This window comes from Lentzea sp. NPDC003310, from assembly GCF_040610935.1.
Classification (GTDB): Bacteria; Actinomycetota; Actinomycetes; order Mycobacteriales; family Pseudonocardiaceae; genus Lentzea.
Genome location: NZ_JBEXNC010000020.1, coordinates 1 through 24,727 on the forward strand (window position 1 = coordinate 1; position 24,727 = coordinate 24,727).

The 24,727-nt window shown below is 70.5% G+C and carries 26 protein-coding genes; 17 read left to right on the forward strand and 9 right to left on the reverse strand.

Features of this window, described 5'->3' with window-relative positions; all coding sequences use genetic code 11:
• Nucleotides 1-422: 422 nt before the first annotated feature.
• From ABZX02_RS34905 to ABZX02_RS34915, 3 genes are read right to left on the reverse strand one after another with little or no spacing between them, the layout of a single operon-like run.
• Entirely contained in the window at nt 423-821 is a 399-nt protein-coding gene (locus tag ABZX02_RS34905; RefSeq protein WP_355304810.1) for a VOC family protein, read from the reverse strand.
• Nucleotides 818-1,618, reverse strand: coding sequence for a helix-turn-helix domain-containing protein (locus tag ABZX02_RS34910; RefSeq protein ID WP_355304812.1), 801 nt, complete (start codon nt 1,616-1,618; stop codon nt 818-820). The genes ABZX02_RS34905 and ABZX02_RS34910 overlap by 4 nt, the downstream gene beginning before the upstream one ends.
• 10 nt (nt 1,619-1,628) lie before the next feature.
• Nucleotides 1,629-2,603: an ROK family transcriptional regulator gene (locus ABZX02_RS34915; RefSeq protein ID WP_355304814.1), complete on the reverse strand. Its 975-nt coding sequence runs from the start codon at nt 2,601-2,603 to the stop codon at nt 1,629-1,631.
• A 38-nt stretch (nt 2,604-2,641) separates the two neighbouring features.
• Here ABZX02_RS34915 and ABZX02_RS34920 point away from each other — a divergent pair, with 38 nt between their 5' ends.
• From ABZX02_RS34920 to ABZX02_RS34960, 9 genes are all read left to right on the forward strand, one after another.
• Nucleotides 2,642-3,649, forward strand: coding sequence for a Gfo/Idh/MocA family oxidoreductase (locus tag ABZX02_RS34920; RefSeq protein ID WP_355304816.1), 1,008 nt, complete (start codon nt 2,642-2,644; stop codon nt 3,647-3,649).
• The gene (locus ABZX02_RS34925) at nt 3,646-4,116 is read left to right on the forward strand and encodes a heme-degrading domain-containing protein (protein ID WP_355304817.1); all 471 of its coding nucleotides are present in this window, start codon (nt 3,646-3,648) and stop codon (nt 4,114-4,116) included. The genes ABZX02_RS34920 and ABZX02_RS34925 overlap by 4 nt, the downstream gene beginning before the upstream one ends.
• Before the next feature lie 359 nt (nt 4,117-4,475).
• Nucleotides 4,476-5,882, forward strand: a complete 1,407-nt coding sequence (locus ABZX02_RS34930) for a family 2B encapsulin nanocompartment shell protein (RefSeq protein ID WP_355304819.1) — start codon at nt 4,476-4,478, stop codon at nt 5,880-5,882.
• Nucleotides 5,883-5,887: 5 nt separating this feature from the next.
• Nucleotides 5,888-6,970 carry a hypothetical protein gene (locus ABZX02_RS34935; RefSeq protein ID WP_355304821.1) on the forward strand — a complete coding sequence of 361 codons (1,083 nt, stop codon included), beginning with the start codon at nt 5,888-5,890 and terminating at the stop codon, nt 6,968-6,970.
• The gene (locus ABZX02_RS34940; RefSeq protein WP_355304823.1) at nt 6,963-7,964 is read left to right on the forward strand and encodes a hypothetical protein; all 1,002 of its coding nucleotides are present in this window, start codon (nt 6,963-6,965) and stop codon (nt 7,962-7,964) included. The genes ABZX02_RS34935 and ABZX02_RS34940 overlap by 8 nt, the downstream gene beginning before the upstream one ends.
• A 21-nt stretch (nt 7,965-7,985) precedes the next feature.
• Entirely contained in the window at nt 7,986-9,386 is a 1,401-nt protein-coding gene (locus tag ABZX02_RS34945; protein WP_355304825.1) for a family 2B encapsulin nanocompartment shell protein, read from the forward strand.
• Between the two features lie 3 nt (nt 9,387-9,389).
• Complete coding sequence (locus ABZX02_RS34950) at nt 9,390-10,436, forward strand: family 2 encapsulin nanocompartment cargo protein polyprenyl transferase (RefSeq protein WP_355304827.1); 1,047 nt, start codon at nt 9,390-9,392, stop codon at nt 10,434-10,436.
• A 10-nt stretch (nt 10,437-10,446) separates the two neighbouring features.
• Nucleotides 10,447-11,379, forward strand: coding sequence for a 4-hydroxy-3-methylbut-2-enyl diphosphate reductase (gene ispH / locus ABZX02_RS34955; protein ID WP_355304829.1), 933 nt, complete (start codon nt 10,447-10,449; stop codon nt 11,377-11,379).
• On the forward strand, nt 11,369-13,075 hold the full coding sequence (locus ABZX02_RS34960) for a 1-deoxy-D-xylulose-5-phosphate synthase (protein WP_355304830.1): 1,707 nt from the start codon (nt 11,369-11,371) through the stop codon (nt 13,073-13,075). The genes ispH and ABZX02_RS34960 overlap by 11 nt, the downstream gene beginning before the upstream one ends.
• Here the strand turns inward: ABZX02_RS34960 and ABZX02_RS34965 are convergent.
• Nucleotides 13,038-14,135, reverse strand: coding sequence for an acyltransferase (locus ABZX02_RS34965; RefSeq protein ID WP_355304831.1), 1,098 nt, complete (start codon nt 14,133-14,135; stop codon nt 13,038-13,040). The two genes, ABZX02_RS34960 and ABZX02_RS34965, sit on opposite strands and share 38 nt — an antisense overlap.
• Nucleotides 14,136-14,668: 533 nt before the next feature.
• A complete protein-coding gene (locus tag ABZX02_RS34970; protein ID WP_355304833.1) occupies nt 14,669-15,787 on the reverse strand; it encodes a citrate synthase in 1,119 nt (372 codons plus the stop codon).
• 42 nt (nt 15,788-15,829) lie between these two features.
• Here ABZX02_RS34970 and ABZX02_RS34975 point away from each other — a divergent pair, with 42 nt between their 5' ends.
• On the forward strand, nt 15,830-16,942 hold the full coding sequence (locus ABZX02_RS34975) for a citrate synthase/methylcitrate synthase (protein ID WP_355304835.1): 1,113 nt from the start codon (nt 15,830-15,832) through the stop codon (nt 16,940-16,942).
• On the opposite strand, the gene ABZX02_RS34980 is transcribed toward ABZX02_RS34975, so the two are convergent.
• Nucleotides 16,935-17,084, reverse strand: a complete 150-nt coding sequence (locus tag ABZX02_RS34980; protein ID WP_355304837.1) for a hypothetical protein — start codon at nt 17,082-17,084, stop codon at nt 16,935-16,937. The two genes, ABZX02_RS34975 and ABZX02_RS34980, sit on opposite strands and share 8 nt — an antisense overlap.
• Before the next feature lie 71 nt (nt 17,085-17,155).
• Here ABZX02_RS34980 and ABZX02_RS34985 point away from each other — a divergent pair, with 71 nt between their 5' ends.
• The gene (locus ABZX02_RS34985; protein ID WP_355304839.1) at nt 17,156-18,100 is read left to right on the forward strand and encodes a helix-turn-helix domain-containing protein; all 945 of its coding nucleotides are present in this window, start codon (nt 17,156-17,158) and stop codon (nt 18,098-18,100) included.
• Here ABZX02_RS34985 and ABZX02_RS34990 read toward each other — a convergent pair.
• Nucleotides 18,005-18,538, reverse strand: a complete 534-nt coding sequence (locus ABZX02_RS34990) for a MarR family transcriptional regulator (RefSeq protein WP_355304841.1) — start codon at nt 18,536-18,538, stop codon at nt 18,005-18,007. The two genes, ABZX02_RS34985 and ABZX02_RS34990, sit on opposite strands and share 96 nt — an antisense overlap.
• Before the next feature lie 94 nt (nt 18,539-18,632).
• Here ABZX02_RS34990 and ABZX02_RS34995 point away from each other — a divergent pair, with 94 nt between their 5' ends.
• A complete protein-coding gene (locus tag ABZX02_RS34995) occupies nt 18,633-19,190 on the forward strand; it encodes a YceI family protein (RefSeq protein WP_355304843.1) in 558 nt (185 codons plus the stop codon).
• On the opposite strand, the gene ABZX02_RS35000 is transcribed toward ABZX02_RS34995, so the two are convergent.
• The gene (locus ABZX02_RS35000; RefSeq protein ID WP_355304845.1) at nt 19,177-19,977 is read right to left on the reverse strand and encodes a universal stress protein; all 801 of its coding nucleotides are present in this window, start codon (nt 19,975-19,977) and stop codon (nt 19,177-19,179) included. The genes ABZX02_RS34995 and ABZX02_RS35000 overlap by 14 nt on opposite strands.
• 84 nt (nt 19,978-20,061) lie before the next feature.
• Between ABZX02_RS35000 and ABZX02_RS35005 the strand changes: the two genes are divergently transcribed.
• The 4 genes from ABZX02_RS35005 (at nt 20,062) to ABZX02_RS35020 (ending at nt 22,321) form a co-directional block, all read left to right on the forward strand.
• Nucleotides 20,062-20,712: a response regulator transcription factor gene (locus ABZX02_RS35005; RefSeq protein WP_355304847.1), complete on the forward strand. Its 651-nt coding sequence runs from the start codon at nt 20,062-20,064 to the stop codon at nt 20,710-20,712.
• Between the two features lie 64 nt (nt 20,713-20,776).
• Nucleotides 20,777-20,926: a hypothetical protein gene (locus ABZX02_RS35010; protein WP_355304849.1), complete on the forward strand. Its 150-nt coding sequence runs from the start codon at nt 20,777-20,779 to the stop codon at nt 20,924-20,926.
• Nucleotides 20,919-21,425 (forward strand): sigma-70 family RNA polymerase sigma factor, encoded by a 507-nt coding sequence (locus ABZX02_RS35015; protein WP_355304851.1) that lies wholly within the window; start codon nt 20,919-20,921, stop codon nt 21,423-21,425. Before ABZX02_RS35010 ends, ABZX02_RS35015 begins: the two co-directional genes overlap by 8 nt.
• The gene (locus ABZX02_RS35020) at nt 21,422-22,321 is read left to right on the forward strand and encodes a hypothetical protein (protein WP_355304853.1); all 900 of its coding nucleotides are present in this window, start codon (nt 21,422-21,424) and stop codon (nt 22,319-22,321) included. Before ABZX02_RS35015 ends, ABZX02_RS35020 begins: the two co-directional genes overlap by 4 nt.
• On the opposite strand, the gene ABZX02_RS35025 is transcribed toward ABZX02_RS35020, so the two are convergent.
• The gene (locus ABZX02_RS35025; protein ID WP_355305111.1) at nt 22,314-23,885 is read right to left on the reverse strand and encodes a GAF domain-containing protein; all 1,572 of its coding nucleotides are present in this window, start codon (nt 23,883-23,885) and stop codon (nt 22,314-22,316) included. The genes ABZX02_RS35020 and ABZX02_RS35025 overlap by 8 nt on opposite strands.
• 157 nt (nt 23,886-24,042) lie before the next feature.
• Here ABZX02_RS35025 and ABZX02_RS35030 point away from each other — a divergent pair, with 157 nt between their 5' ends.
• A complete protein-coding gene (locus ABZX02_RS35030) occupies nt 24,043-24,693 on the forward strand; it encodes a hypothetical protein (protein WP_355304855.1) in 651 nt (216 codons plus the stop codon).
• The last annotated feature ends 34 nt before the right edge of the window (nt 24,694-24,727 follow it).

Consider the following 24,727-nt stretch of genomic DNA (forward strand, 5'->3'; position numbering starts at 1 on the left):
GCGATCGGGTAGGCAGATAACTGCCCCCGGCTCGCGGACTCCCGGTGCTGCTGCGGTGAAAACCGCAGTCTCGCCGGGAGTCTCGCTGTTTTCGGGGTCGAGCGCGTCCGACGTCATCGTGCGCGGCTTCGTCGGCAGGGGCCGTGGACTGGTTCCTGGAGGGCGACGCGATGGAACTCCGAATGTGGCAGGCGGACTCGCGGAGCCTTGTCGAGAGTTGTTGCCTCACAGTGCCTGATTGTTGATCGTGTGAGTACGAAACGGTCGAAGTTTCCAGGCGGGGGCCCCAGGCGGACTAGCGTCGCGCTGGTGGCAGAACAAGATCGAGCTCAGGTGGTTCGGGTTGTCCGCGCGGTTCAGCGGATGAACCTGACGATCGACAACCGGTTCGCTCTCATCGAGCCGGATCCGGCCGGGGTCGATCACGCCCCGCGATAGGTGCCGAAGCTCCAGCGGTTGCCCTCGGGATCGGCGACGGTGAAGCCGCGCGAGCCGTAGTCCTCGTCGCGCAGGCCGCGGATCTCGGTGGCCCCCTGCGCGAGCGCCTGGGCGTGGATCTCGTCCGGCCGGTCGGTCACGACGTAGACGGACGCGGCACCGGCGCGGGTCGCCTCGACCTCGCCGACCGAGCGCGCGACGGAGCCCAGCATGACGCCGCCGCCCTCGGGCCAGACCATCTCGCAGTGCACGACCTCGCCGTCGGCCTCCCCCGGCACGACGAGGTGCTCCTTGAACCCGAACGCCTCCACCAGGAAGCGGATCGCGGCGGGAGCGTCCTGATAGGACAGGGTGGGCCAGCAGGTGGGTGCGGGTGTGCTCATGTGGACGACTCTGCGCCCTGACCGCGTTCGCTGCCTTGTACGAATGGAAGCTCGGCCTCGACCCACTCGGTCGGGGTCGCCCCGCACAACGCCCGCCAGTCGCGGTTGAAGTGCGCCTGGTCGGTGTAGCCGCAGGCCGCGGCCACCTCCGTGAACGTGGGCCTGCGCTCGCCGCGCAACATCCGGTTCGCCCGCTCGAACCGCATCACGCGGGCCATCACCTTGGGCGTGAGCCCGTACTCGGCCGCGAACCGCGCGCTCAGGTGCTGCCGGCTCCACCCGACCTCGGCGGCGATCTCGCCGACCGGTGCCCCCGCCGCGAGCCGCTGCCACGCCCACGCCACCTCGACCTGCTGGCGCACCGGCCGCACCAGCGCACCGAGCACCGCGTCGAGGCGGGCGAACCGGTCGGCCCACGTCGGCGCGTCCTGCAGCTGTTCGCGCAGCAGCGCGGCCGGGGCGTCGAGCACGTCGAGGCCCACGGTGGTCAGCCGGAGCTCGCCGGCGGGCACGCCGAAGAACGCCCGCGCGCCGAGCGGCGTGAGATCGCACTGGACGCCGTGCTGGAACCCGTCGTGGGTGATGATCACGGCCTCGTCGTGCAACCCGCCGCACAGCGCGGCGAACCGGCCCTCGGCGAGGTCGACCGTGCCGTCGAGGGTGACAACGAGGGTCAGCGAGCGGGACGGCAGGCCGCGGTGGATGCCGGGCTCGGTGCGCATCCGATACCCGGAGTACCGCGTGACGAACGGTCGCAGCCGCGGGTGCGGCAGGCCGACGACGTGCTCGACGTCCACGACGCCGATGCTAGAACAACCGACCCAGGACCAGCAGTCCCGCGCCCACCGGCACCAGGTCGGGCCCGTACGACGTGACGCTCACGTCCACGTCCGGCATCGCCTTCAGGTACAGCTCGGGCGACTCCAGCACCTTCCGTCCACTCAGGACGATCTGGTCGAGGTCCAGCAGTTGCACCAGGTTCGTCACGGCGGCGGCGAGCACCCGCGCCGCCTCGGCGCCGGAACTGGCCGCGTGCACCGCCTCCACGCAGCCGCGCCGGCCGCACACGCACAGCGGCCCGTCCAGCTGGATCGTCGTGTGCCCGAACTCGCCCGCGCCCGACCGCGCGCCGCGGTGCACTTCTCCTCCGAGGAGCAGCCCCACGCCCAGACCGGTGCCCACGAACACGAGTGCCGCGTCGCGGAGCGGCCTGCGCCACGACTCGGCCAGCACGGCGGCGTTGGTGTCCTTGTCCACCACGACCGGCAGCCCGAGCCGTTCCTCGGCCAGCGCCCGCAGCGGGACCGAGGACCAGCCCGGCAGCCCGTTCGGCGAGACCACCCCGTCCGCGTGGTCCAGCGGACCGGCGATGCCGATGCCGAGGCCGAGCACCTTCTCCCCCGCCTCGACCAACGGCTCCAGGGCGGCGAGCACGTCGTCCGGCGAGAACATCGGCGGCAGCGGCACGACCGAGGACGACACCACCTCGCCGGTCAGGTCGAGGCGCACCACGCGCAGCTCGTCGCGGTCGACGTAGGCGCCGTACGCGCACGCCCCGCCGGGCACGAGCCGCAACGACATCCGGGGCTTGCCGCGGCCGCCGTCGCGCACGGCGCCGGTCTCCTCCAGCAGGCCGGCCGACATGAGCCGCGCCACGATCTTCGAGACCGCCTGCGGGGTCAGCCCGGTCTCCGCGGCGATGGACGCCCTGCTCAGCACCCCGGAGCGGACGAGCCCGAGCACGGTCCGGTCGTTGTGCGAGCGCAGCGAGGTGAGGTCCACGGTCGCAATTATTCAACAGCGTTGCTTTAATCGGAAGCATGACTCGAGTCGGACTTCTGGGCTACGGCATCGCCGGGCGCGTCTTCCACGCCCCGCTGATCGCCTCCACCGAGGGCATGGACCTCGCCGCCATCGTGACGGCGAACCCGGAGCGGCAGGCGCAGGCCCGTGCCGCGCACCCGGACGCGAAGATCGTCACCGCCGACGAGCTGTTCGACCTGGACCTCGACCTGGTCGTGGTCGCCACGCCGAACAGGACGCACGTCGAGTACGCGAAGCGCGCCATCGCGCAGGGCGTCGCGGTCGTCGTCGACAAGCCGTTCGCGCCGACGTCCGCTGAGGCCGCCGAGCTCGTGGCCGCCGCGCGGGCCGCGGGCGTGCCGCTCACCGTCTTCCAGAACCGCCGCTGGGACAGCGACTTCCTGACCGTCCGCGCGGTGCTCGGCCGGCTCGGCGAGGTGCGGCGCTTCGAGTCGCGGTACGAGCGCTGGGTGCCGGAGATCTGGGACAACTGGCGCGAGCTCGGCGACCCCGCGGAGGCGGGCGGACTGCTCTACGACCTCGGCGCGCACCTCGTCGACCAGGCCCTGCAGCTCTTCGGGCCGGTCACGACGGTGTACGCGGAGCTCGACCGGCGCCGCCCCGGCGCGCAGGTCGACGACGACGTGTTCGTGGCGCTGACGCACGCGAACGGCGTCCGCTCCCACCTGTGGGCGAGCGCGCACGCCGCCGGCAACGGGCCGCGCTTCCGCGTGCTCGGCAGCGAGGGCGCGTTCGAGGTCCACGGACTGGACGAGCAGGAGGACGCGCTCGCCGCGGGCCGCCGCCCGACCGGTGCCGACTGGGGCCGCGAGGACCGCACCGGACGGCTCGGGATCCTCGGCGACACCACCGAGGTCCCCGTCGAGCCCGGCTCCTACCAGCGCTTCTACGCCGAGCTGCAGGCCGGTGCCACCCCGGTCGACCCCGCCGAGGCCGTGACCGCCCTGCGCGTCATCGAGGCCGCCTTCCTGTCCGCGCACGAGAACCGGGTGGTGACCCTGTGAGCCCTACCAGTGACGAGCTGCTCGCCCAGGAGCGGCGACTGCAGTTCACCCGCTTCGGCAACGACGTCGCGATCGAGCTCGGGCTGCACCTGCTCGACGCCGCCCGCGAGCAGGGCCTGCCGATCGCGATCTCGGTGCGGCGGGGTGAGCACCGGCTCTTCCACGCCGCGCTGCCCGGCACCTCGCCGAACAACGACCGGTGGCTCGAGCGCAAGGCGCGCGTGGTCGACCTGTTCGGCCACAGCTCGTTCCAGGTCGGCACCGAGTTCCGCGAGAAGGGGACGACGTTCGAGGCCGAGTCGCGCCTCGACCCCGACCTGTACGCGGCGCACGGCGGCGTCTTCCCGGTGATCGTGCGCGGCACGGGCCCGGTCGGCACCGTCGGGGTCTCCGGACTCCCCCAGGCGGAGGACCACGCGTTCGTCGTCACCCAGCTGGAATCGTTCCTGAACGCACGTGAGGCGTAATACCCGAATAGTCGTCGGTACAAATTGATACGCACCACTTCGAGTGGTTTTCACCCCACTCGGAGTGGTGCCTTATATCATCTCGACAAGAGTGACCAATGTGCACGAAAGAGTGACCTTACTGGGCCAAACGAGTGCGCTATTCCATATTCTGACGAATAGCCGCTGATCACTCGCCCGCGTAACGGACGCCTGTTGCGTACGGCAGTGGTTGTACGCTCCGTAGCAACTTCAGGCGCAAACCACCCACCCGAATGTCGCCTTTTTGGCCCCTTCACAGTTCTCAACAGCGCGAACTAACGTCCGTTCCGGCTTATCGGTTTGGTCCATTAGCGCATTGAGATAGGTGGGTACCGGTTGTGACTGTGACGGATTCTGACCTCGATGAGGGCCGTCAGCAGCTGAGTTTGGGCACGGCCGCCGCACGAAATCTGGCCACTACCACCAAGTCCGTCCCGCAGATGCAGGGAATCACCTCCCGCTGGCTGCTCAAGGTGCTCCCCTGGGTGCAGGCAGCGGGTGGTGCGTACCGGGTCAACCGCCGTCTCACCTACACGCTGGGCGATGGCCGCGTCTCGTTCACCAACATCGGCGCGGAGATCCGCGTGGTGCCGCTGGAGCTCACCGAGCTGGCGCTGCTGAAGGGCTTCGACGACGAGGAGGTGCTCTCCGCGCTCGCCGGCCGGTTCCGGCAGCAGGAGTTCGGCATCGGCGACGTCATCGTCGAGAAGGGGCGCCCGAAGGACACCGTCGTGCTGATCGCGCACGGCAAGGTCGACAAGGTCGGCACCGGTGAGTACGGCGGCGAGACCGTGCTCGGCAACCTCGCCGACGGCCAGTACTTCGGCGAGACCGTGCTGGCGGGGCCGCAGGGCGAGTGGGAGTTCACCGCCAAGGCCGTCACGCCGGTCACCGTGCTCACGCTGTCGTGGCAGGACTTCCAGGCGCTCAACGGGGAAGCGGGCGGCCTGCGGGCGCACATCCAGCACACGTTCAACAGCCGCAACAAGCCGCAGGACGAGCACGGCGAGGCCGAGATCGGCATGGCGTCCGGTCACGACGGCGAGCCCGTGCTGCCCGGCACGTTCGTCGACTACGAGCTCACGCCGCGCGAGTACGAGCTGAGCGTCGCCCAGACCGTGCTGCAGGTCCACACCCGCGTCGCGGACCTCTACAACAACCCGATGGACCAGGTCGAGCAGCAGCTGCGGCTCACGATCGAGGCCCTGCGCGAGCGCCAGGAGCACGAGATCGTCAACAACCGGTCGTTCGGCCTGCTGCACAACGCGGACCTCAAGCAGCGCATCCACACCCGCTCCGGCCCGCCCACCCCGGACGACTTCGACGAGCTGCTGTCGATCGTGTGGAAGGACCCGGGGTACTTCGTCGCGCACCCGCGCACGATCGCCGCGTTCGGCCGCGAGCTCAACAAGCGCGGCCTGTACCCGCAGCACATCGACTTCAACGGCCAGCAGGTGCCCGCCTGGCGCGGCGTCCCGATCCTGCCGTGCAACAAGATCCCGGTCTCCGACACCCGCACGTCGTCGGTGATGCTGATCCGCACCGGCGAGCAGAACCAGGGCGTCATCGGCCTGCACCAGACCGGCATCCCGGACGAGTACCAGCCGGGCCTGTCGGTGCGGTTCATGGGCATCAACGACCAGGCGATCATCAACTACCTGGTCAGCGCCTACTACTCGGCCGCCATCATGGTGCCGGACGCGATCGGTGTGCTGGAGCACGTCGAGCTCGGCCGCGAGGGCTAGGACCGTTGGCCTCCTTCACCATGCCGGAGTTCTACGTGCCGCACCCGGCGCGGATGAACCCGCACCTCGACCGCGCCCGCGCCCACTCGACGCAGTGGGCGCGGGACATGGGGATGCTCGACACCGGGGTGTGGACCGACGAGGTCCTCGCGGGCGACGACTACGGGTTCATGTGCGCGTGGACCCACCCGGACGCGCCCGCGGACGTCCTCGACCTCATCACGGACTGGTACGTCTGGGTCTTCTACTTCGACGACGAGTTCTTCGCGGAGTTCAAGCAGGGCAAGGACGTGGCGGGCGCGAAGGCGTACCTCGACCGGCTGCCGGCGTTCATGCCGCTGAACGGCACGGACCCGTGGCCCAAGCCCGTCAACCCGACCGAGCGCGGTCTCGTCGACCTGTGGCAGCGGACGATTCCGCTGATGTCGCAGGACTGGCGGCGCCGCTTCACCACGAGCACCCACAACCTGCTGCTCGAGTGCATGTGGGAGATCAAGAACATCGAGAGCGGCACGGTCGCCAACCCCATCGAGTACATCGAGATGCGCCGCAAGGTCGGCGGCGCACCGTGGTCGGCGAACCTGGTGGAGGTCTCCGAGGCGGCCGAGGTGCCCGCGTCCGTCGCGGGCACCCGGCCGCTGCGGGTCCTGTCCGACACGTTCTCCGACGCGATCCACCTGCGCAACGACATCTTCTCGTACGAGCGGGAGGTGTTGCGGGAGGGCGAGAACTCCAACGGGGTCCTCGTGTTCGAGAAGTTCTTCGGCCACGACACGCAGACCGCCGTCGAGGCCGTGAACACCCTGCTGACCTCGCGGCTGCACCAGTTCGAGAACACCGTGTTCACCGAGCTGCCGCTGCTGTTCGCCGAGAACGCGCTGACCCCGGACGACCAGGCGCGGGTCCTGAAGTACGTGAAGGGCCTGCAGGACTGGCAGTCCGGCGGCCACGAGTGGCACCTGCACGCGGGCCGCTACACCAAAGTGGAGGGCGGTGGAGCGGGCAACTCCGCGTTCTTCCGCACGATCCTGCGCGGGCCGACCGGCCTGGGCACGTCCGCGGCGTGGCCGGGGGTGGCCCGTGGTTGAGGTTCCCGCGTTCGACATGCCGTTCGCGGCACGGCTCTCGCCGCACGCCGACCAGGTCCGCCGGCACACCAGGACGTGGGTGCGGGACATGGGCATGCTCGGCGGCACGCCGTGGACCGAGGCGTTCTTCGACGCCGCCGACTACGGGGGCTTCGGTCCGCTGACGCACCCCACGGCGTCGCTGGAGGACCTGCTGCACATCAACGACTGGCACACGTGGGGCTTCCACGTCACCGACGCGTTCCAGGTCTTCCTGCGCTCCCGCAACGTCGTGGGCGGCAAGGCGTTCGTCGCGGGCCTCAAGTCGGTGCTGAGCGGTTCCGCGCCGATGACCCCGTCCGAGAAGGGCCTGGCCGACCTGGTCTCGCGGTCCACTCTGGACGCCGAGGACGCCGGGCACCTGGTCGAGTTCTTCGACGCGTTGCTGTGGGAGCTGCACAACACCGCGCAGGGCAGGGTGCCCGACCCGATCGACCTCGTGGAGATGCGGCGCCGGTCGATCGCGACGGAGCTGTCCGCGAAGCTCGCGCGCAAGTCCGTCGGCGCCGAGCTGCCGGCGGAGTTGTTGCGCAACAGCACGATGAGGGCCCTCGTCGACTCGTTCGGCGACGTTCCCGCGCTGCGGCAGGAGATCGTCGGGTTCGACCACACCTACGCCACCGGTGCGAGCACGACCAGCGCGGTGCTCGCCGTGCGGCAGTTCTTCGGCTGCGAGACGCAGCAGGCCGTCTCGATCGTCGCCGACCTGATCGCGGCGCGGCTGCGGCAGATCGGCTCGATCATCGGCGAGCTGCCGTCGCTCGCCACCGAGTACGGCCTCGACGCCGAAGCCAAGGCCGCGCTGCACCGCTACGCCGAGGCCCTGAAGTCGTGGCTCGCGGGCGAACTGCTGTGGACGCAGCGGTCCGGCCGGTTCAGCTCCTCCCCCGTCCCCACCCGGAAGTCGTTCCACTCCCCCAGCGGACTCGGCACCGCCGCAGTTCTCGTTCGCTAGAGCAGATTGGCAGGATTCGCAGTGACTGTTACCGATCCGGGTCTCGGGGTCGAGGACCAGCAGCTCAGCCTCTCCAGGGCGGCGGCGCGCAACCTCTCGACGACCACCAAGTCCGCACCGCAGATGCAGGGGATCTCGCCCCGGTGGCTGCTGCGCATGCTGCCCTGGGTCGAGGCGAAGGGTGGCGCGTACCGGGTCAACCGCCGGCTCACGTTCGCGATCGGCGACGGCCGCGTCACGTTCACCGCCGTGGGCTCCGAGGTGCGGATCGTGCCGCAGGAGCTGGCGGAGTTCAAGCTGCTGCGCGGGTTCGAGGACGAGGCGGCGCTGACCGCCGTCGCGAACCGCTTCGAGCAGCGCGAGTTCCAGCCCGGCGAGGTGATCGCGCAGCGCGGCGAGTCGGTCGACGAGATCATCGTCATCGCGCACGGCAAGGTCACCAAGACCGGGCGCGGCGAGTACGGCGACGACGTGGCGCTCGGCACCATCGCGGACGGCGAGTACCTCGGTGACGAGCCGGTGCTCTCCGGGGTGGACAAGAACTGGAGCTTCACCGCCCGCGCCCTGACGCCGACGACCGCCGTGGTGCTGTCGCGGGCCGCCTTCGCCCAGCTCAACGGTCAGATCCAGCCGATGCGCGACCACATCGTGCAGCAGCTCGCGAACCCGACGAACGCGTCGAACAAGCACGGCGAGGCCGAGATCGACATCGCGTCCGGCCACGACGGCGAGCCGTCGCTGCCCGGCACGTTCGTCGACTACGAGCTGCGGCCGCGCGAGTACGAGCTGTCGGTGGCGCAGACGATCGTGCGCGTCCACACGCGCGTGGCGGACCTGTACAGCCAGCCGATGGACCAGGTCGAGCACCAGCTGCGGCTCACGATCGAGGCCCTGCGCGAGCGCCAGGAGTTCGAGCTCGTCAACAACAAGGAGTTCGGCCTGCTCGCCAACGCCGACCTCCGGCAGCGGGTCAGCACCCAGTCCGGCCCGGTGACGCCGGACGACATGGACGAGCTGATCTCGCGGCGCCGCAACACCCGGCTGATCCTGGCCCACCCCAAGGCGATCGCGGCGTTCGGCCGCCAGCTCAACAGCCGCGGCCTGGCCGTGCCGACGGTCGAGGTCGAGGGCAAGCAGCTGCAGTCGTGGCGCGGCATCCCGATCGCGCCGTGCGACAAGATCCCGGTCAACCGCAACGGCACCACGTCGATCATCGCGATGCGGCTCGGCGAGGAGAAGCAGGGCGTCGTCGGCCTGCGCCAGACCGGCATCCCGGACGAGTACGAGCCCGGCCTCAACGTCCGGTTCATGGGCATCGACGAGCACGCGATGCTCAAGTACCTCGTGTCGACGTACTACTCGGCGGCCGTGCTGGTGCCGGACGCGCTGGGCGTGCTGGAGAATGTGGAGATCGGTCTCTAGGCGATGACAGCGGAGACGACTGAACGACTGGCCGCCGGGCGGCCCTCCGGCGAGGTGCTCGCGTGGAGCCGGAGCCTCGTGCTCCCGGCTCTGCGCAAGGCCGTCGACCAGCTGCCGCCGGCGATGCGCACGATCGCGGAGTACCACCACGGGTGGCGCGACGAGCACGGCAACCCGGTGCTGGAGCACGGCGGCAAGGCGATCCGCCCGGCGCTGGTGCTGCTGGCGGCCGAGGCCGTCGGCGGGACCGCCGCCTCCGCCGTGCCCGCGGCGGTCGCGGTGGAGCTGATCCACAACTTCTCGTTGCTGCACGACGACGTGATGGACCGCGACACGACCCGGCGCCACCGGGCGACGGCGTGGACCGTGTTCGGCGTGAACGCGGCGATCCTCGCCGGGGACGCGTTGCAGGCGCTGGCGCTGGACGTGCTCGCGGCGTCCGGGCACCCGCGGGCGCTGGAGGCGATCCGGACGGTGAACGACGCCACCGTGGCGTTGCTCGAGGGACAGGCGGACGACCTGGACTTCGAGACGCGGTCGGACGTCCGGGTGGCCGAGGTGGAGCGGATGGCGCGCGGCAAGACGGGCGCGCTGCTCGGTGCCTCGACGGCGCTGGGCGCGTTGTACGGCGGCGGGTCCGACGAACAGGTCGAGGCGATGCGCGGCTACGGCACCGAGCTCGGGCTCGCGTTCCAGCACGTCGACGACCTGCTCGGCATCTGGGGCGATCCCTCGGTGACGGGCAAGGTCGCGCGGATGGACCTGGTGAACCGCAAGAAGTCCCTGCCGGTCGTGCACGCCCTGACCGCGGGCGTCCCGGCGTCCGCGGAGCTCGCGTCGCTGTACTTCGGCGAGCAGGAGATGAACGCGGAGACGCTCACGCGGGCGGCGCACCTGGTCGAGCTGGCCGGCGGCCGCGCGTGGAGCCAGACGCAGGCCGACGAGCTGCACACGCGGGCGTTGCTCCACCTCGGCGAGGCCTCCCCGACCGCCCGCGCGGCCGTGGAGCTCGGCACCCTCGCCCAACTGGTCACCCACCGAGACCACTGAAAGGCACTCGATGACGGAACATCCGCCGCGTTCGGTGCTGCTCGCGTCACCCCGGTCGTTCTGCGCCGGGGTGGAACGGGCCATCGAGATCGTGGAACGACTGCTCGACCAGCGCGGCGGGCCCGTCTACGTGCGCAAGCAGATCGTGCACAACGTCCACGTCGTGCGCGCGCTGGAGGCTCGTGGCGCCGTGTTCGTGGAGGAGCTGTCCGAGGTGCCTTTCGGTGCCACGGCGGTCTTCTCCGCGCACGGCGTCGCCCCGGCGGTGCGCGCCGAGGCCCGGTTGCGGGACCTCGACGTGCTGGACGCGACGTGCCCGCTGGTGACGAAGGTGCACTCCGAGGCGCGGCGCTTCGCCGAGCGCGGCGACACGATCGTGCTGATCGGGCACGCCGGGCACGAGGAGGTCGAGGGCACGCTGGGCGAGGCCCCCGACCAGATGGTGCTGGTGGAGACCGTGGCCGACGTGGAGGCGCTGGAGATCACCGGGCCGGTGTCGTACCTGACGCAAACGACGCTGGCCGTGGACGAGACGGTCGAGGTGATCGAGGCACTGCAACGGAAGTTCCCGCACGTGCGCGGTCCCGGTTCCGACGACATCTGCTACGCCACCACGAACCGGCAGGTCGCCATCCGCGAGGTCGCCGCGCAGTCGGACCTCGTGCTGGTGGTGGGGTCGCGCAACTCGTCCAACTCGGTGCGGATGGTCGAGCTCGCGTCCCGGACCGGCACGCCCGCCTACCTGATCGACGACGCCTCGGAGATCGACCCGGCGTGGCTCGACGGCGTGCGTTCGGTGGGACTCTCGGCCGGCGCGTCGGCGCCTCCCGAGCTGGTGGACGAGGTCGTGAAGGCGTTGGGAGACGTCACGGTGTCCACCCACACGACCGCCACGGAGACGATCGCGTTCACGCTGCCGCTGGCGGTGCGCCGTGCTGGCTGACATCACCTCGCCCGCGGACGTGCGGGCGCTCTCGTCGTCCGAGCTGTGCGCGCTGGCCGCGGAGATCCGGTCGTTCCTGATCTCCAAGGTGCACCGCACGGGCGGCCACCTCGGCCCCAACCTCGGCGCGGTCGAGCTGACGATCGGCGTGCACCGGGTCTTCACCTCGCCGGTCGACGTGGTGCTGTTCGACACCGGGCACCAGTCGTACGTGCACAAGATGCTCACGGGCCGGTGCGCGGACTTCGACTCGCTGCGGCAGGCCGGCGGCCTGTCCGGCTACCCGTCCGCGGCGGAGTCGGCGCACGACGTGATCGAGAACTCGCACGCGTCGACCGCACTGTCCTATGCGGACGGTCTGGCCAAGGCGTTCGAGCTCGGCGGCACCGACCGCAGGGTCGTCGCCATCGTGGGTGACGGCGCGCTGACCGGCGGCATGTGCTGGGAGGCGTTGAACAACATCGGCGGGTCGTCGCGCCCGGTCGTGGTGCTGCTGAACGACAACGGCCGCTCGTACGACCCGACGGCGGGCGGCTTCGCGGCGTCGTTGCTGACCGGCTCGGCGCGCGGGCTGTTCGAGGCGCTCGGGCTCGCGTACATCGGCGAGGTGGACGGGCACGACGTGCACGCCGTCGAGAACGCCCTGTGGGAGGCCAAAGCGCTCGGCCGCCCAGTAGTCGTGCACTGCAAGACGGTGAAGGGCAAGGGTTATCTCGCGGCGGAGGCCGACGAGTCCGACCGCATGCACGCGGTCGGCGCGTCCGGTGCCGCGGGCGGCCGGACGTGGACCGACGCGTTCTCCGACGAGATCGTGGCGATCGGTGCCGACCGCCCGGACGTCGTGTGCCTGACCGCCGCGATGCTGGAGCCGGTGGGGCTGCGGCCGTTCGCCGAACGCTTCCCTGGCCGCGTGTTCGACGTGGGCATCGCGGAGCAGCACGCCGTGACGTCCGCGGCCGGCATGGCGATGGGCGGCCTGCACCCGGTGGTCGCCGTGTACGCGACGTTCCTGTCGCGCGCCTTCGACCAGTTGCTGATGGACGTGGCGCTGCACCGCCTGCCGGTGACGTTCGTGCTGGACCGGGCGGGCGTGACGGGCCCGGACGGCGCGTCGCACCACGGCATGTGGGACGCCTCGATCCTGCCGGTCGTGCCGGGCCTGCGCCTGGCGGCCCCGCGCGATCCCGCGTCCCTGGCCGCGTTGCTGCGCGAGGCCGTCGAGGTCTCCGACGGCCCCACGGTGGTGCGGTACCCGAAGTCCTCGGCGGGCGAGGACATCCCGGCCGTGCGCCGCGTGAGCCACTTCGACGTGCTGCGCGAGGACCCGGACGCCGAGGTGCTGCTGGTGTCCGTGGGACCGCTCGCCGGACCGTGCCTGGCGGCCGCGGAGGAACTGGCCGCGCACGACGTCCGCGTCTCCGTGGTCGACCCGCGCTGGACCGCGCCGCTCGACCCGCACCTGGTGAAGTACAGCGGCCGCCACCGCCTGGTCCTGGCCGTCGAGGACACGACGTCCACCGGAGCCCTGGGCGCCCGCCTGGGTCAGGCGCTGGCCGGGTCGCCGACGTGCGTCGCGACGTTCGCGCTGCCCCCGCGCTTCCTGCCGCACGACTCGCGGGCCCGCATCCTGCGCGCGCACGGCCTGGACGCCGCCGGCATCACGACGAGCGTGCTGAAGCGCCTCGGCGTGAAGTGACGAACCACCCGACGGCGAACGACACCGCGATCGCCCCGGCCCCCACCAGCGGTGCCTTGACCTCCGCGGGCACGTCCAGCGGCCGCAACCCGGTGGCGAGCAGGAGCAGCACCGGTCCCTGCACGACGAACGCGACGTACGCGGACCGCGCCAACCCCTGCCGCAGCGGCCCTTGGCGCGTCAGCCGCCGTTGCGCGAGCCCGATGAGCCACAAACTCCCCGCCACCACGAGAACCCCCTCGACCACCGCCAGCACAGCGGCCTGCCACCGCCACCCGCCGAGGAACGGCTCGGCACTCTTCGCGAGGTCCAGCACCCCCATGAGCGCCGCGGCGACCGGCAACAACGCGATCGTCCCGACCACCACGGTGCGCGTCATCCGGTAGATCTCGTCGGGCACCCGCTCGGCCAGCTTGCGCCCGCCGATCGCCCCCAGCAGCACCATCCCGAGACACTGCGGCCACCACCACAGGTGCAGGTCCCCGACCTGCCCGCTGCGAGCCGGGAAGACCAGCCGCGTCAGGAAAGTCGTTCCCGCCACGACCACCGTCATGCCGACGACCGTCCGCGGCGTGATAGCCCGCTCCCTGATCGGCGGCGCGAGCGCGATCCCGACGCTGAAGACGAGCAGCACCCCCACGAACCACAACGACCCGCTGTCGAGGAACGGATCGCGCCCGGTGAACGCCTGCCACCACGTCACGTCCCGCCCGGCGCCGTTGTAGGCGATCCACACGAACGTCGGCCACACCACCAGCGCGCTGACGACCCACGGCGTGCCCAGCCGGACGAGCCGGTCGGCGATGAACCGGGCACGCCCTTTGCGCTCGATCGAGCCGGGCGTGAAGATCCCGGCCATGAAGTAGAAGGTCCCCATGAAGAAGAGGCCGGACGGCCCGATCACCGCGGCCAGCACCGTCTCGACGCCGGGGTGGAACGTGACCTCGTTGACCTCGTCGTACGGCCAGCCGCCGATCGCGGCGTAGCCGAGCAGCGCGTGGCCGCCGATGACCCACGCCACCAGGATCACCTTCAGGTTGTCCACTGCGGACAATCTCATGGTTTTCATGGTCCGCTTCGGGGGACGGTCGCGCCAGCGGCCAAGAGGAGTCGAGCGCGGCGCGGTCCGGCGGGGCGGTGGCGTGGACAGGTCGGCGCGACGGACCGGGCGCCAGGACGATCCGCAGGAGGGACGCGCGGGTGGGCGAGGCGAGGGGGCGGAGCGGGGCGAGCGAGGCAGGCAGGCGGCGGAGCGGCGCGGGCGAGGCAGGCGGGCGACGCGAGGCAGGCGGAGCGGCGCGGGCGAGGCAGGCGGGCGAGGCAGGCGGGCGGAGCGGCGCGGGCGGGCGAGGCGGGCAGGCGAGACGGGGCGAGGCGGCCAGGCGGGCGGGGCGAGCCGAACCTTGGCGGGCCGGCCAAGGAGCACCCAGCCTGGAACCGACCTGACCCGGTGGGCGCAGTGGTCGAGCAGGCGGCGGGCCGCACAGTCGGCTGAACGAGCCGCGCCGGCAGGCCACGCAGCGCACCAGCAGGTCACTCAAGCCTGAAGACCGCTGACCCCCGGTCACTGACGCCGCGCACCAACAGCACCGACTACGGCCGGTCCCCCGTGTACACGCCCATCGTCCGGAACCTCAGCCCCGGCTCCCGGTACTCCTCCATCGCGTGCGCGATCCACCCCACGATCCGCGCGATCGAGAAGATCGCCTCCCCCGCGGTGGGCGGCATCGAGAAGAGCAGGCCGAACTGCGCCAGCGCCAGGTCGATGTTCGGGAACGACTTCTGCGTGGCGATCACCTTGTCCACCACCAGGTCGCCCTGCTCGCGCAGCAACGCCAGCAGGTGGTCGGCCCTCGGGTCGCGCTCCTGGTACACGCGGTGGCCGAAGCCGGGGATCGGCCGGCCGGACCGCAGGTGTTCGGCGACGGTGCCCATCGGGTCCGTGGACGCCTGCGCCAGGAAGCGGTGCGCGATCGTCGCGGCGGCGCCGTGGCGCTGGCCCTCCATCGCGCCCAGGCCGGCCGACACCACGGCGTACGGGTGGGCGTGGGCTGAGGCGGCCACGCGGGCGGCCATGGTCGAGATCGCCAGGTCGTGGTCGGCCAGCAGGATGAGGGCGGCGTTCATCAGCGCTGGTTGCGGTGGTTCCGGGGAGAGTCTGGCCCACAGGCGGTCGGCTATGTCGGTGCCGGCGGGGCGGCCGAGGAGTGGGAGTGACTCGACCACGTCGGCGATCAGGGCCTTGGCGGTGGTGATGGCGCGGTCCAGGTCGAAGCGCAGCGGGTCGCCCGCGCTCGCGAGGGCCACGGCGACGCGGACTCGGTCGGTCAGGGTGGCGCTCTCCGGGAGGGCCATCCAGATCTCCTGGCCCTCGGGGAACTGCAGGCCCTCCGAGTCGATGCCCGTCCAGAGCCAGTGGGCGACGTCCTCGAAGCGCTTCGTGCTGGACAGGCCGGGGACCGAGCGGCCGCGGTAGTACAGGTGGTCCTTCTCCAGCAGGGAGATGCGGGTGCGGATGCGATCCGTCACAGCGGCGACTGCTCCGCGGGCACCAGTGCGTTGCGCCAGGGCCTCGACCTCGGCGACGTCGAACATGCTCTGGCGGTTCACCTTGGTGCTGGTCAGGAGTTTGCGGCTGACGTACGCGTAGACCGTCGCCGGTTTCACGCCCAGGCGGCGGGCTGCTTGATTCGTCGTCAACATTGATTCCATCAACGTTGACTGTACAAGACATGTTGACGGAGCCTGATGTCCATGTTGATTGATGCACCCAAAGGGCTTAAAGACGTCGTCGTCACCACCACCCTGATCGGGGACGTGAACGGCGCCGCGGGCTACTACCACTACCGCGAGCACGACGCGATCGAACTGGCATCCACGCGGTCGTTCGAGGACGTGTGGTTCCTCTTCGTCGAGGGCCGGCTGCCGGACGGGGAGGAGGCCGCGCGGTTCGCCGCGCAGACCGCTGAGCTGCGCACCTTGCCCGAGACGATCCGCGAGGTGCTGCCCGCGATCGCGCGGTCGGGGTGCACGGCGCTCGCCGGGCTCCGGACGGCCCTGTCGATGCTGCCCGCGCAGCCGATGTGGGACGCGCCGATGAGCACGCGCAAGGCGGACGCGCTGCGGGTCAGCGCGATGACGCCGACGATCCTCGCGGCACTGCACCGGCTCAAGTGCGGACTTGATCCCGTCAACCCCAGGGTTGATCTGTCAACGTCGGCGAACTGGTTGTACATGTTGACTGGACAGGTCCCGTCAACGTGGGAGAGCCGTGCCGTCGAGCAGTACTTGATCGCGACGATCGACCACGGGTTCAACGCGTCCACGTTCACCGCGCGCGTCGTGGCGAGCGCCGGGGCCGACGTCGTCTCCGCGGTGACGGCGGCGATCGGCACGTTCTCCGGGCCGCTGCACGGCGGCGCGCCGGACCGGGCGCTGGAGGCCCTCGACCTCATCGGCACGCCGGACAACATCGACGCCTGGGTGCGCGAGCGGATCGAGCGGGGCGACCGGATCATGGGCTTCGGGCACGCCGTCTACCGGACGGAGGACCCGCGGGCGCGGCTGCTCAGGGGCATCGCGCAGGAGCGGCCGACGGCGCTCACCGAGTTCGCGGTCACGGTCGAGCGCCGGGTCACGGAGCTGCTGGCCGAGCTCAAGCCCGGCCGGCAGCTGTACGCGAACGTGGAGTTCTACGCCGGCGTGCTGATGGAGCGGTGCGGCATCCCGCGGGAGATGTTCACGCCGACGTTCGCGTGCAGCCGGGTGGTCGGATGGTGTGCCAACGCGCTCGAGCAGTCCGAGGACACGAAGATCATCCGGCCGGTGGCCCGCTACACGGGTCCCGAACCCCGCATCGTCAGGTGAGGTACCGGAGGTCGTCGCGCACGCGGACGCGGTCGCGGTCGGTGACGTCGGACGAGCCCGCCAGACCGGCGGTGCGGTCGCGGTGGCGGTCGAGCCAGACGGAGAGGGCGGCTACGGCGAGGACGATCGCTGCAAGAGTCATGTCAGTAAGTTTGCGGCCAGCAATATCCCGCCAACAGTGGCAGATCTGACGCTGCGCGCTAATATCCTGCCATGCTGCGATCGGTGGCGGTTCCCCTCATCGACGGCGTCGCGCCGTTCGAGTTCGGCCTGCTCTGCGAGGTGTTCGGCATCGACCGGACCGAGGAGGGCGTGCCGCTGGTCGACTTCCGGGTGTGCGGGGAGATCCCGAACGAACCGGTGGCGACGAGCATCCGGGGCGTGAGCATCACGCCCGAGCACGGGTTCGACGCGCTGCAGAGCGTCGACCTGGTCGCACTGCCCGCCGCACGCGTGCGCGACGAGTACCCGGAGAAGCTCGTCAAGGCGCTGCGGGAGACCGGTGCGACGCTGCTCAGCGTGTGCAGCGGGGCGTTCGTCCTGGGCGCGGCCGGCCTGCTCGACGACCGGCACTGCACGACGCACTGGCGCGAGGCGCGGCAGTTCCAGGAGCGCTTCCCGAAGGCCCGGCTCGACGCCGACGTGCTCTTCGTGGACGACGGGAACATCATCACGAGCGCGGGTACGGCGGCGGGCATCGACGCCTGCCTGCACCTGGTCCGCCGTGAGCTCGGCACCAAGGTCGCCAACACGATCGCGCGGCGCATGGTCGTGGCGCCGCAGCGCGACGGGGGTCAGCGGCAGTTCGTGGAGCTCCCGATCCCCGAGTGCAGCGCGGACTCGCTGGAGCCGGTGCTGGAGCGGGTGCTCGACACGATCGCGGACAACCACACGGTGGCCACGATGGCGAAACTGGCTGTCATGTCCGAACGGACCTTCGCGCGCCGGTTCGCCGCGGAGACCGGCACCACCCCGAACAAGTGGCTGTCACTCCAACGGGTGCTTCACGCGCGCAGACTGCTCGAGGAGACCGACCTGGACGTCGACGCGGTCGCGACCAGGTCAGGCTTCGGGACAGCCGCTCTCCTCCGGCACCACTTCCACCGGGTCGTCGGCGTCGCACCGAGCGATTACCGCCGCACATTCTCCTGTCGTTAGGCGCGTGAAGATCTTCTCCGAGATCGACCCCAGCGCCTCGACCTCCTCGGGACCGAGCAGGTCGAACACCAGCTTGTGCACCGTCTCCGCGTGCGCGGGCGCGGCCTCCTCGATCGCCGAGCGGCCCTGGTCCGTCAGCACGACGAACGACCCGCGCCCGTCACTGCCGCAACTCTCCCTGCGCACCAGACCGCGCTTCTCCATCCGTGCGACGTGATGTGAGATACGGCTCTTCTCCCAGTGCAAGGACCGTGCGAGCTCCAGCACGCGCACGCGCTCATCACGCGTGTCGGTGAGCTGCACCAGCACGGCGAAGTCGGCCATCGAGATGTCCGAGTCGACCGACATCTGCCTGCTCAGATGCGCATTCAGCTCCCCCTGCATGCGGACGTACGCGCGCCACGCCCGCTGCTGCTCAGGTTCCAACCATCGTGTCACCGGTTCAGCATACGGGAATAGTTGACACATCATCCACGTTCGGGCAGGGTGGATGACACTTCAACCAAATCGAGCAACCGAAGGACTGAACACCATGACCACCGCCACCAACCTCTCCGAACTGACCGGCGACTACGTCATCGACGCCTCGCACTCCCGCATCGGCTTCGTCGCGCGCCACGCGATGGTCACCAAGGTTCGTGGTGCGTTCAACGAGTTCGACGGCAAGATCTCCATCGACGGCGACAAGCCGGAGAACACGACCGCCGAGGTCACCGTCAAGGTCGCCACGATCGACACGCGCAACGCGCAGCGCGACGGTCACCTGACCACCAACGACTTCCTCGACGTCGAGACCTACCCGGAGATCAAGTTCGTCTCGACCTCCGCGAAGCAGATCGACGACGACAACTTCGAGATCACCGGTGACCTGACCATCAAGGACGTCACCAAGAGCATCACGATCCCCTTCGCGTTCGAGGGCGTGGCCGTCGACCCGTTCGGCAACACCCGCGTGGGCTTCGAGGGCTCGCACACCATCAACCGCAAGGACTACGGCGTCACCTGGAACGCCGCCCTGGAGACCGGTGGCGTGCTGGTGAGCGAGAAGGTCGTCCTCGAGTTCGAGATCTCCGCGATCAAGCAGGCCTGACGACGGCGACCGGGCACGGGGCGTGGTGGACCAGGGCCTGCGAGGTGGATCCGAGCAGCATCCCGGCGAACCCGCCCCGCCCCCGTGACCCGACGACGAGCAGACCGGCCCGCTGCCCGAGCTCCAGCAGCAGCGGGATCGGCCGCTCCCCCGCCACGACGCGCTCGACGGCGACGTCCGGGTACTTGCGCAGCCACTCGGACACCCGCGCGTCCAGCGACGCCGGCTCGTCCGCCTCCGCCATCGCCGCCACCAGCGGCGCCCCGGAGGCCGCCGCCTCCTCGAACCCGAAGCCGAGAGCCGCGTCCGAGCCCGGCGAGAGATCGACGCCCACCACCACAGGCCCCTCGCTCTGTTGTCCGCGAACCACCACCACGGGGCACTCACCGTGAGCCGACAGCGCCACGGCCGTCGAGCCGATCAACGCCCCGGTGAACCCGCCAAGACCGCGTGACCCCACCACGACTTCTCGTGCGCGTGCAGACTCCGCGAGCAACACGGGCGTGGGGTGTTCCATCCGCAGGTCGTGTTCCACAAGCACATCAGGTGCTTCGGCCTGTGCGACATCAACGGCTTGAGAGAGCCACAGCCGTCCTTGGTCGTACATCGCCGATCTCAACTCACGCGCTGATGAGATGACCTCGGGGTATCCGCGCGTCGGCAACGTGTACGCGTGCACCAGCCGCAACGGTGCGCCGTGCCGCACGCACGCTCGCGCAGCCCACGCCACCGCGGCGAGCGCGGACGAGGACCCGTCGACCCCGACGACCACAGGCAGTGTGCTCATGATCCCAAAGTAAGCCCGATCGGCGCAGTGAGCCGCGTGCCGTTGGTCCCCTCGTGCCAGGGTCTTTGGGCTACCGTGACCTCCATGGCGACGCGTGTTTTCCTCGTCGACGACCACGAGATCGTCCGCCGCGGCATCGCGGACCTGCTCGGCGAGGAGTCCGATCTGCAGGTGGTCGGCGACGCCGCCTCGGTGGCCGAGGCCTTGGCCAAGGTGCCGGGCGCGCAGGCCGACGTGGCGGTGCTCGACATCAGGCTGCCCGACGGCAACGGCATCGAGCTGTGCCGCGAGCTGCGCAGCCGCATCCCCGGCCTGCAGTGCCTGATGCTCACGAGCTTCGCGGACGACGAGGCCCTGTTCGACGCGATCATGGCCGGCGCGTCCGGCTTCGTGCTGAAGCAGATCCTCGGCGCGGACCTGGTCAACGCCGTGCGGACCGTCGCGGCGGGACAGTCCCTCCTGGACGCCCGCACCACGTCCGCGCTGCTCAACCGGATCCGCCGCGAGCGCGAGGAGGGCGACCCGCTGCGCATGCTCAGCGAGCAGGAGCGCACGGTGCTCGACCTGATCGGCGAGGGCCTGACGAACCGGCAGATCGCCGAGCGCATGTTCCTCGCGGAGAAGACCGTCAAGAACTACGTCTCGCACCTGCTGGCCAAGCTCGGCATGCAGCGCCGCACGCAGGCGGCGGTGTTCGCCTCGCAGTTCCGCAAGGACGGCGAGAAGCCTCGCTAGCGCGTTCGAGTGAAACCGGGAGTCGCTCGTACACGTTCAGAAGGTGTTGGCGCCCCTACATCCCATGGACCTCACGGTGATCGTGTTGATGGGCGGGCTGGCAACGCAAGTGCTCGCCGTCGTCGCTTTGGCTCTGCGGCTTTCGCACCAGACGAAGAGGGCGCGGCGTCGGCAGGAGATCAGGGTGCGGATAACGCGGGACGGCGATGTCTGACGACCAGCCGGCGCGCACCAGCCCGGCTCGGACGAGTACCACCCACACCGAGTTCGCCGACTTCTACCGCAGCCACTTCACGTCCTTGACCGCGTTCGTGCTCATGCATGGTGCGACGCTGGTCGAGGCGGCGGACATCGTTCAGGACACGATGATCGAGGCATTCCGCTCCTGGGACCGCATCGACCACCCCAAGGCCTGGGCGTACCGCGTGAGCTCTCGATCCTTCGGCCGCCGGACGTTCTCAGAGGACCTGGTCGCTGAACCTCCGGAGCCCGCGCCACCGCTGCGTGGCAGCGACCTCGAGCACTGGGAGCAGCAGCACGACATGCTCCTGCTGCTGGCCGACCTGCCTCTGCGACAAAGACAGGTCATGGCGTGGACGCTGTCCGGATTCCGGCCCGCCGAGATCGCCGCGGAACTGGGGGTCACGCCGGAGGCGGTGCGTTCCAGCCTGATGAAGGCACGACGGGCCCTGAGCGGGCGAGGTGCACGATGAGCGTCGACCAGTGGCTGAACGAACAGCTCGCCTCGCTGCACTCCGCTCTAGACGAGGTGCTCGACCTGGACCGCGGGCTCGTGGACGCGTCGCTGCCCTGCTCGCACAGCGATCTGCTGAACCGGATCGGTGACGAGATGGACCTCGACGCAGGACTCGCGCGTGCTGTGGCCCCCCGGCGCTCGCCCACCGCTGAACCAGGTCTCGAGCCGTATCGCAGTCTTGCCGCGGTCGACGACGAGCTCTCCGTCCTGCCTCCCGCAGCGCGACTCGCCGCCCGCGCGGGTCTGCCCGATCGTTCGCTCCTCCAGGCGAGGACCCTCGCCGCCCACCTGCCACGCGTTCGCGCTCTCGCCGAAAAACTGAAGGCGTCGAGCACGCTCAACCACAACGCTCAAGCCGCCGCTACCGCAGTCGCGCAGGACCTCGTAAACACCCTCGATCAGAGCGACGCAAAGCACGTGAATATCTTCCACGAGGCACTCAAGCTCACGAAGTCGCTGGAACATCCGTCGGAGGTGTCCACACGCTGGGCGGCACAACACGCCAGTGCACTGGACCGGTTGTGCGAGAGCGGGCTTCGCGTCCTGCTTTCCGCATTCCACCACCGAGGAAGGAAGATCAAGCTCGGACATCCCGGGCTCCGTCTCACCATGGAGGAGCTGACCGACCTGGTCGCGTCGATCGGCAAGATCCGGACCACCCTGAACAGCATGGTCGGCGCCGACCTCACGACCGCCGACCTGACGGGGGTTCCGCTCGACGGTGTGCGCTGGTCACCGAGAACGCGGTGGCCCCGTGGCTGGCTGGAGTGGGTTCGGGCGAACTCGGTGCCCGTCTCCGCCGGCATCTTCGAGATCCGCCCGGGGAGCACCAGCAACCGCGTGCCTACGTGACAGGAAGCGGGACCCGCCACACCAGGCACGCGCCGCCGCCCTCGGTCGCCCGCACCGCGAGCGACCCGCCGAACTGCGTGGCGCGGTGGGCCAGGTTGCGCAGACCGCTGCGCACCGCGTCGTCCGGAATGCCGATCCCGTTGTCCTGCACGGTGATCACCACGTCCTCGCCGGCGTCGATCAGCACCGTGAGCTCGGTCGCGGCGGCGTGCCGCACGCAGTTCGTGACGGCCTCGCGCACGACGGCCTCGACGTGTTCGGCGAGCTCCGGCGGCACCGAGTTGTCGACCGTGCCGGACATGCGGATGGACGGCTTGAGGTGCGTCGCCTCGGTCAGGCCCGCCACCAGGTCGAGCAGTCTGCGGCGCAACGAGGTGGTGTCGGTCGAGTGCAGGTCGAAGATCGACGTGCGGATCTCGCGGACGGTCTCGTCGAGCTGCTCGACGGCGGTCCGCAGCCGGGCGGCCACCTCGGGCTCGGTGACGCGGCGCAGGGTGGCCTGCAGCGTGAGACCCGTGACGAACAGCCGCTGGATGACGTGGTCGTGCAGGTCGCGGGCGATGCGGTCGCGGTCCTCCAGCACGTCGAGGAGCCGCTGGGACCGCTGCTGCTCGGCGAACTCCAGCGCGACGGCGGCCTGGTCGGCGAACGACGCGAGCATCGGGACCTGGTCCGGCAGGAAGCGGGTCTCGCCGCCGCGCCGCAGCACCAGCAGCGCGCCCGTCACGCCCATCTCTGAACGCAGCGGCACGGCCAGCACGGGGCCGAAGGCCGAGCCCAGGTCGTCCACGAGCAGCGGGACGCCGGAGCGGACGACCTCGTCCACGGCGTAGTCGGCGGCGTCGAAGTCGTCGATCTTCACGCCCGCGCTCGCGGCGACCGACAGGGGCGTGTGCCGGCCGTCGCCCAGCACGACCAGGGCCGCGTCGGCACCGGCCAGTTCGACGGTGCGCTGGGTGATCAGGCGCAGCGCGTACTCGCCGGAGGCGCCGCCGAGCAGTTCCGAGTTGACCTCGCCGATCGCCTCCAGCCACCGCTCGCGCATGCGGGAGCGTTCGAACAGGCGGGCGTTCTCGATCGCGATGCCCGCGGCGGCGGCCAGGGCCTGCAGGACGGCCTCGTCGTCGGCGGTGAACTCGGACGCGTCGATCTTCTCGGTCATGTAGAGGTTGCCGAACACCTCGTCGCGCACGCGGACGGGCACGCCCAGGAAGCTGTGCATCGGCGGGTGGTTGGGCGGGAAGCCGACCGACATCTCGTGCTGCGAGAGGTCGCGCAGGCGCAGCGGTGTCGGGTCCTTGATGACCAGGCCGAGCAGGCCCTTGCCCTCCGGCAGGTGGCCCATCGACGCGCGCGTGGTCTCGTCCACCCCCACGTAGACGAACTCCGCCAGGTCGTCGCGGGTGCCGAGCACGCCCAGGGCGCCGTAGCGGGCGCCGACGAGGTCGACGGCGGCCTGGACGATGCGCTGCAGGGTCGAGTCGAGCTCCAGGCCGGACGCGACGGCGAGCACCGCGCCGAGCAGCTCCTGCATGTGGTCGCGGGTGGTCACGATCTCGTCCATGCGATCTCGGACCTCGTCGAGCAGCTCCTCGAGGTCGCGACGACCGGGCGCATCAGGCACGCCGCCTAGATTCGCACATTTTCCGCCAACGCACGGCCCTAGCAAGTGAGGACCTTCGACCGTGGCTGACCGGTCGCCCCGGCCGGAGAGTGTCATCATGACCATCGCCGTCCCGGACGCACTCGGCCTGGCGGGTGAGGACGTGCGCGGCGTCCTCGCGCTGGCGCGATCCGCGGTCGGCGGCGTGCGCTTCGAGGTGCGTCCCGAGCAGATCGAGCTGCACACCGCCTCCCCGCACAGCCGTGAGACCCGCCTGGCGTGCGGGGTCGCGCTGCTCAACGTCCGGCTGGCGCTGCAGGGGCACGGCATCCGCCCGCTGGTGACGCTGCTGCCGGGACCGAGCGCGAACGACGCCGCCGCGGCCGTGCGGCTCGGCGGGTACCAGGAGCCGAGCCCGGACGTGCTGGCGCTGCTGCACGCCCTGCGCTCGAACCGTCGCACGTGGACGACGTTCCCCGACCTGGCCTCGTGGCGCGGGCTGCTGTCGCGGGCGGCCGAGGTCGAACGGGCGTGGTTGCACGTCCGCGACGACGCCGAACTCGTGCTGTGCACCTTCAACCAGGGCGCGGCGGCGGAGATCCGGGCAGGACAGGCGATGCAGCGCGTCGTGCTGACCGCCGGCACGGTCGGGATGACCGTCTCCCCCGCGCTCGACCCCGTGAGCCTGTCCGCGTTGCGCGCGGACCTGCGCCCGTGCCTGGGCAACACGCTGGTGCCGCAGGTCGTCCTGCGGCTGGGCACGGGATAGCCCGTGCCCGTCCCACGCCGCGCGGGGGTCACCT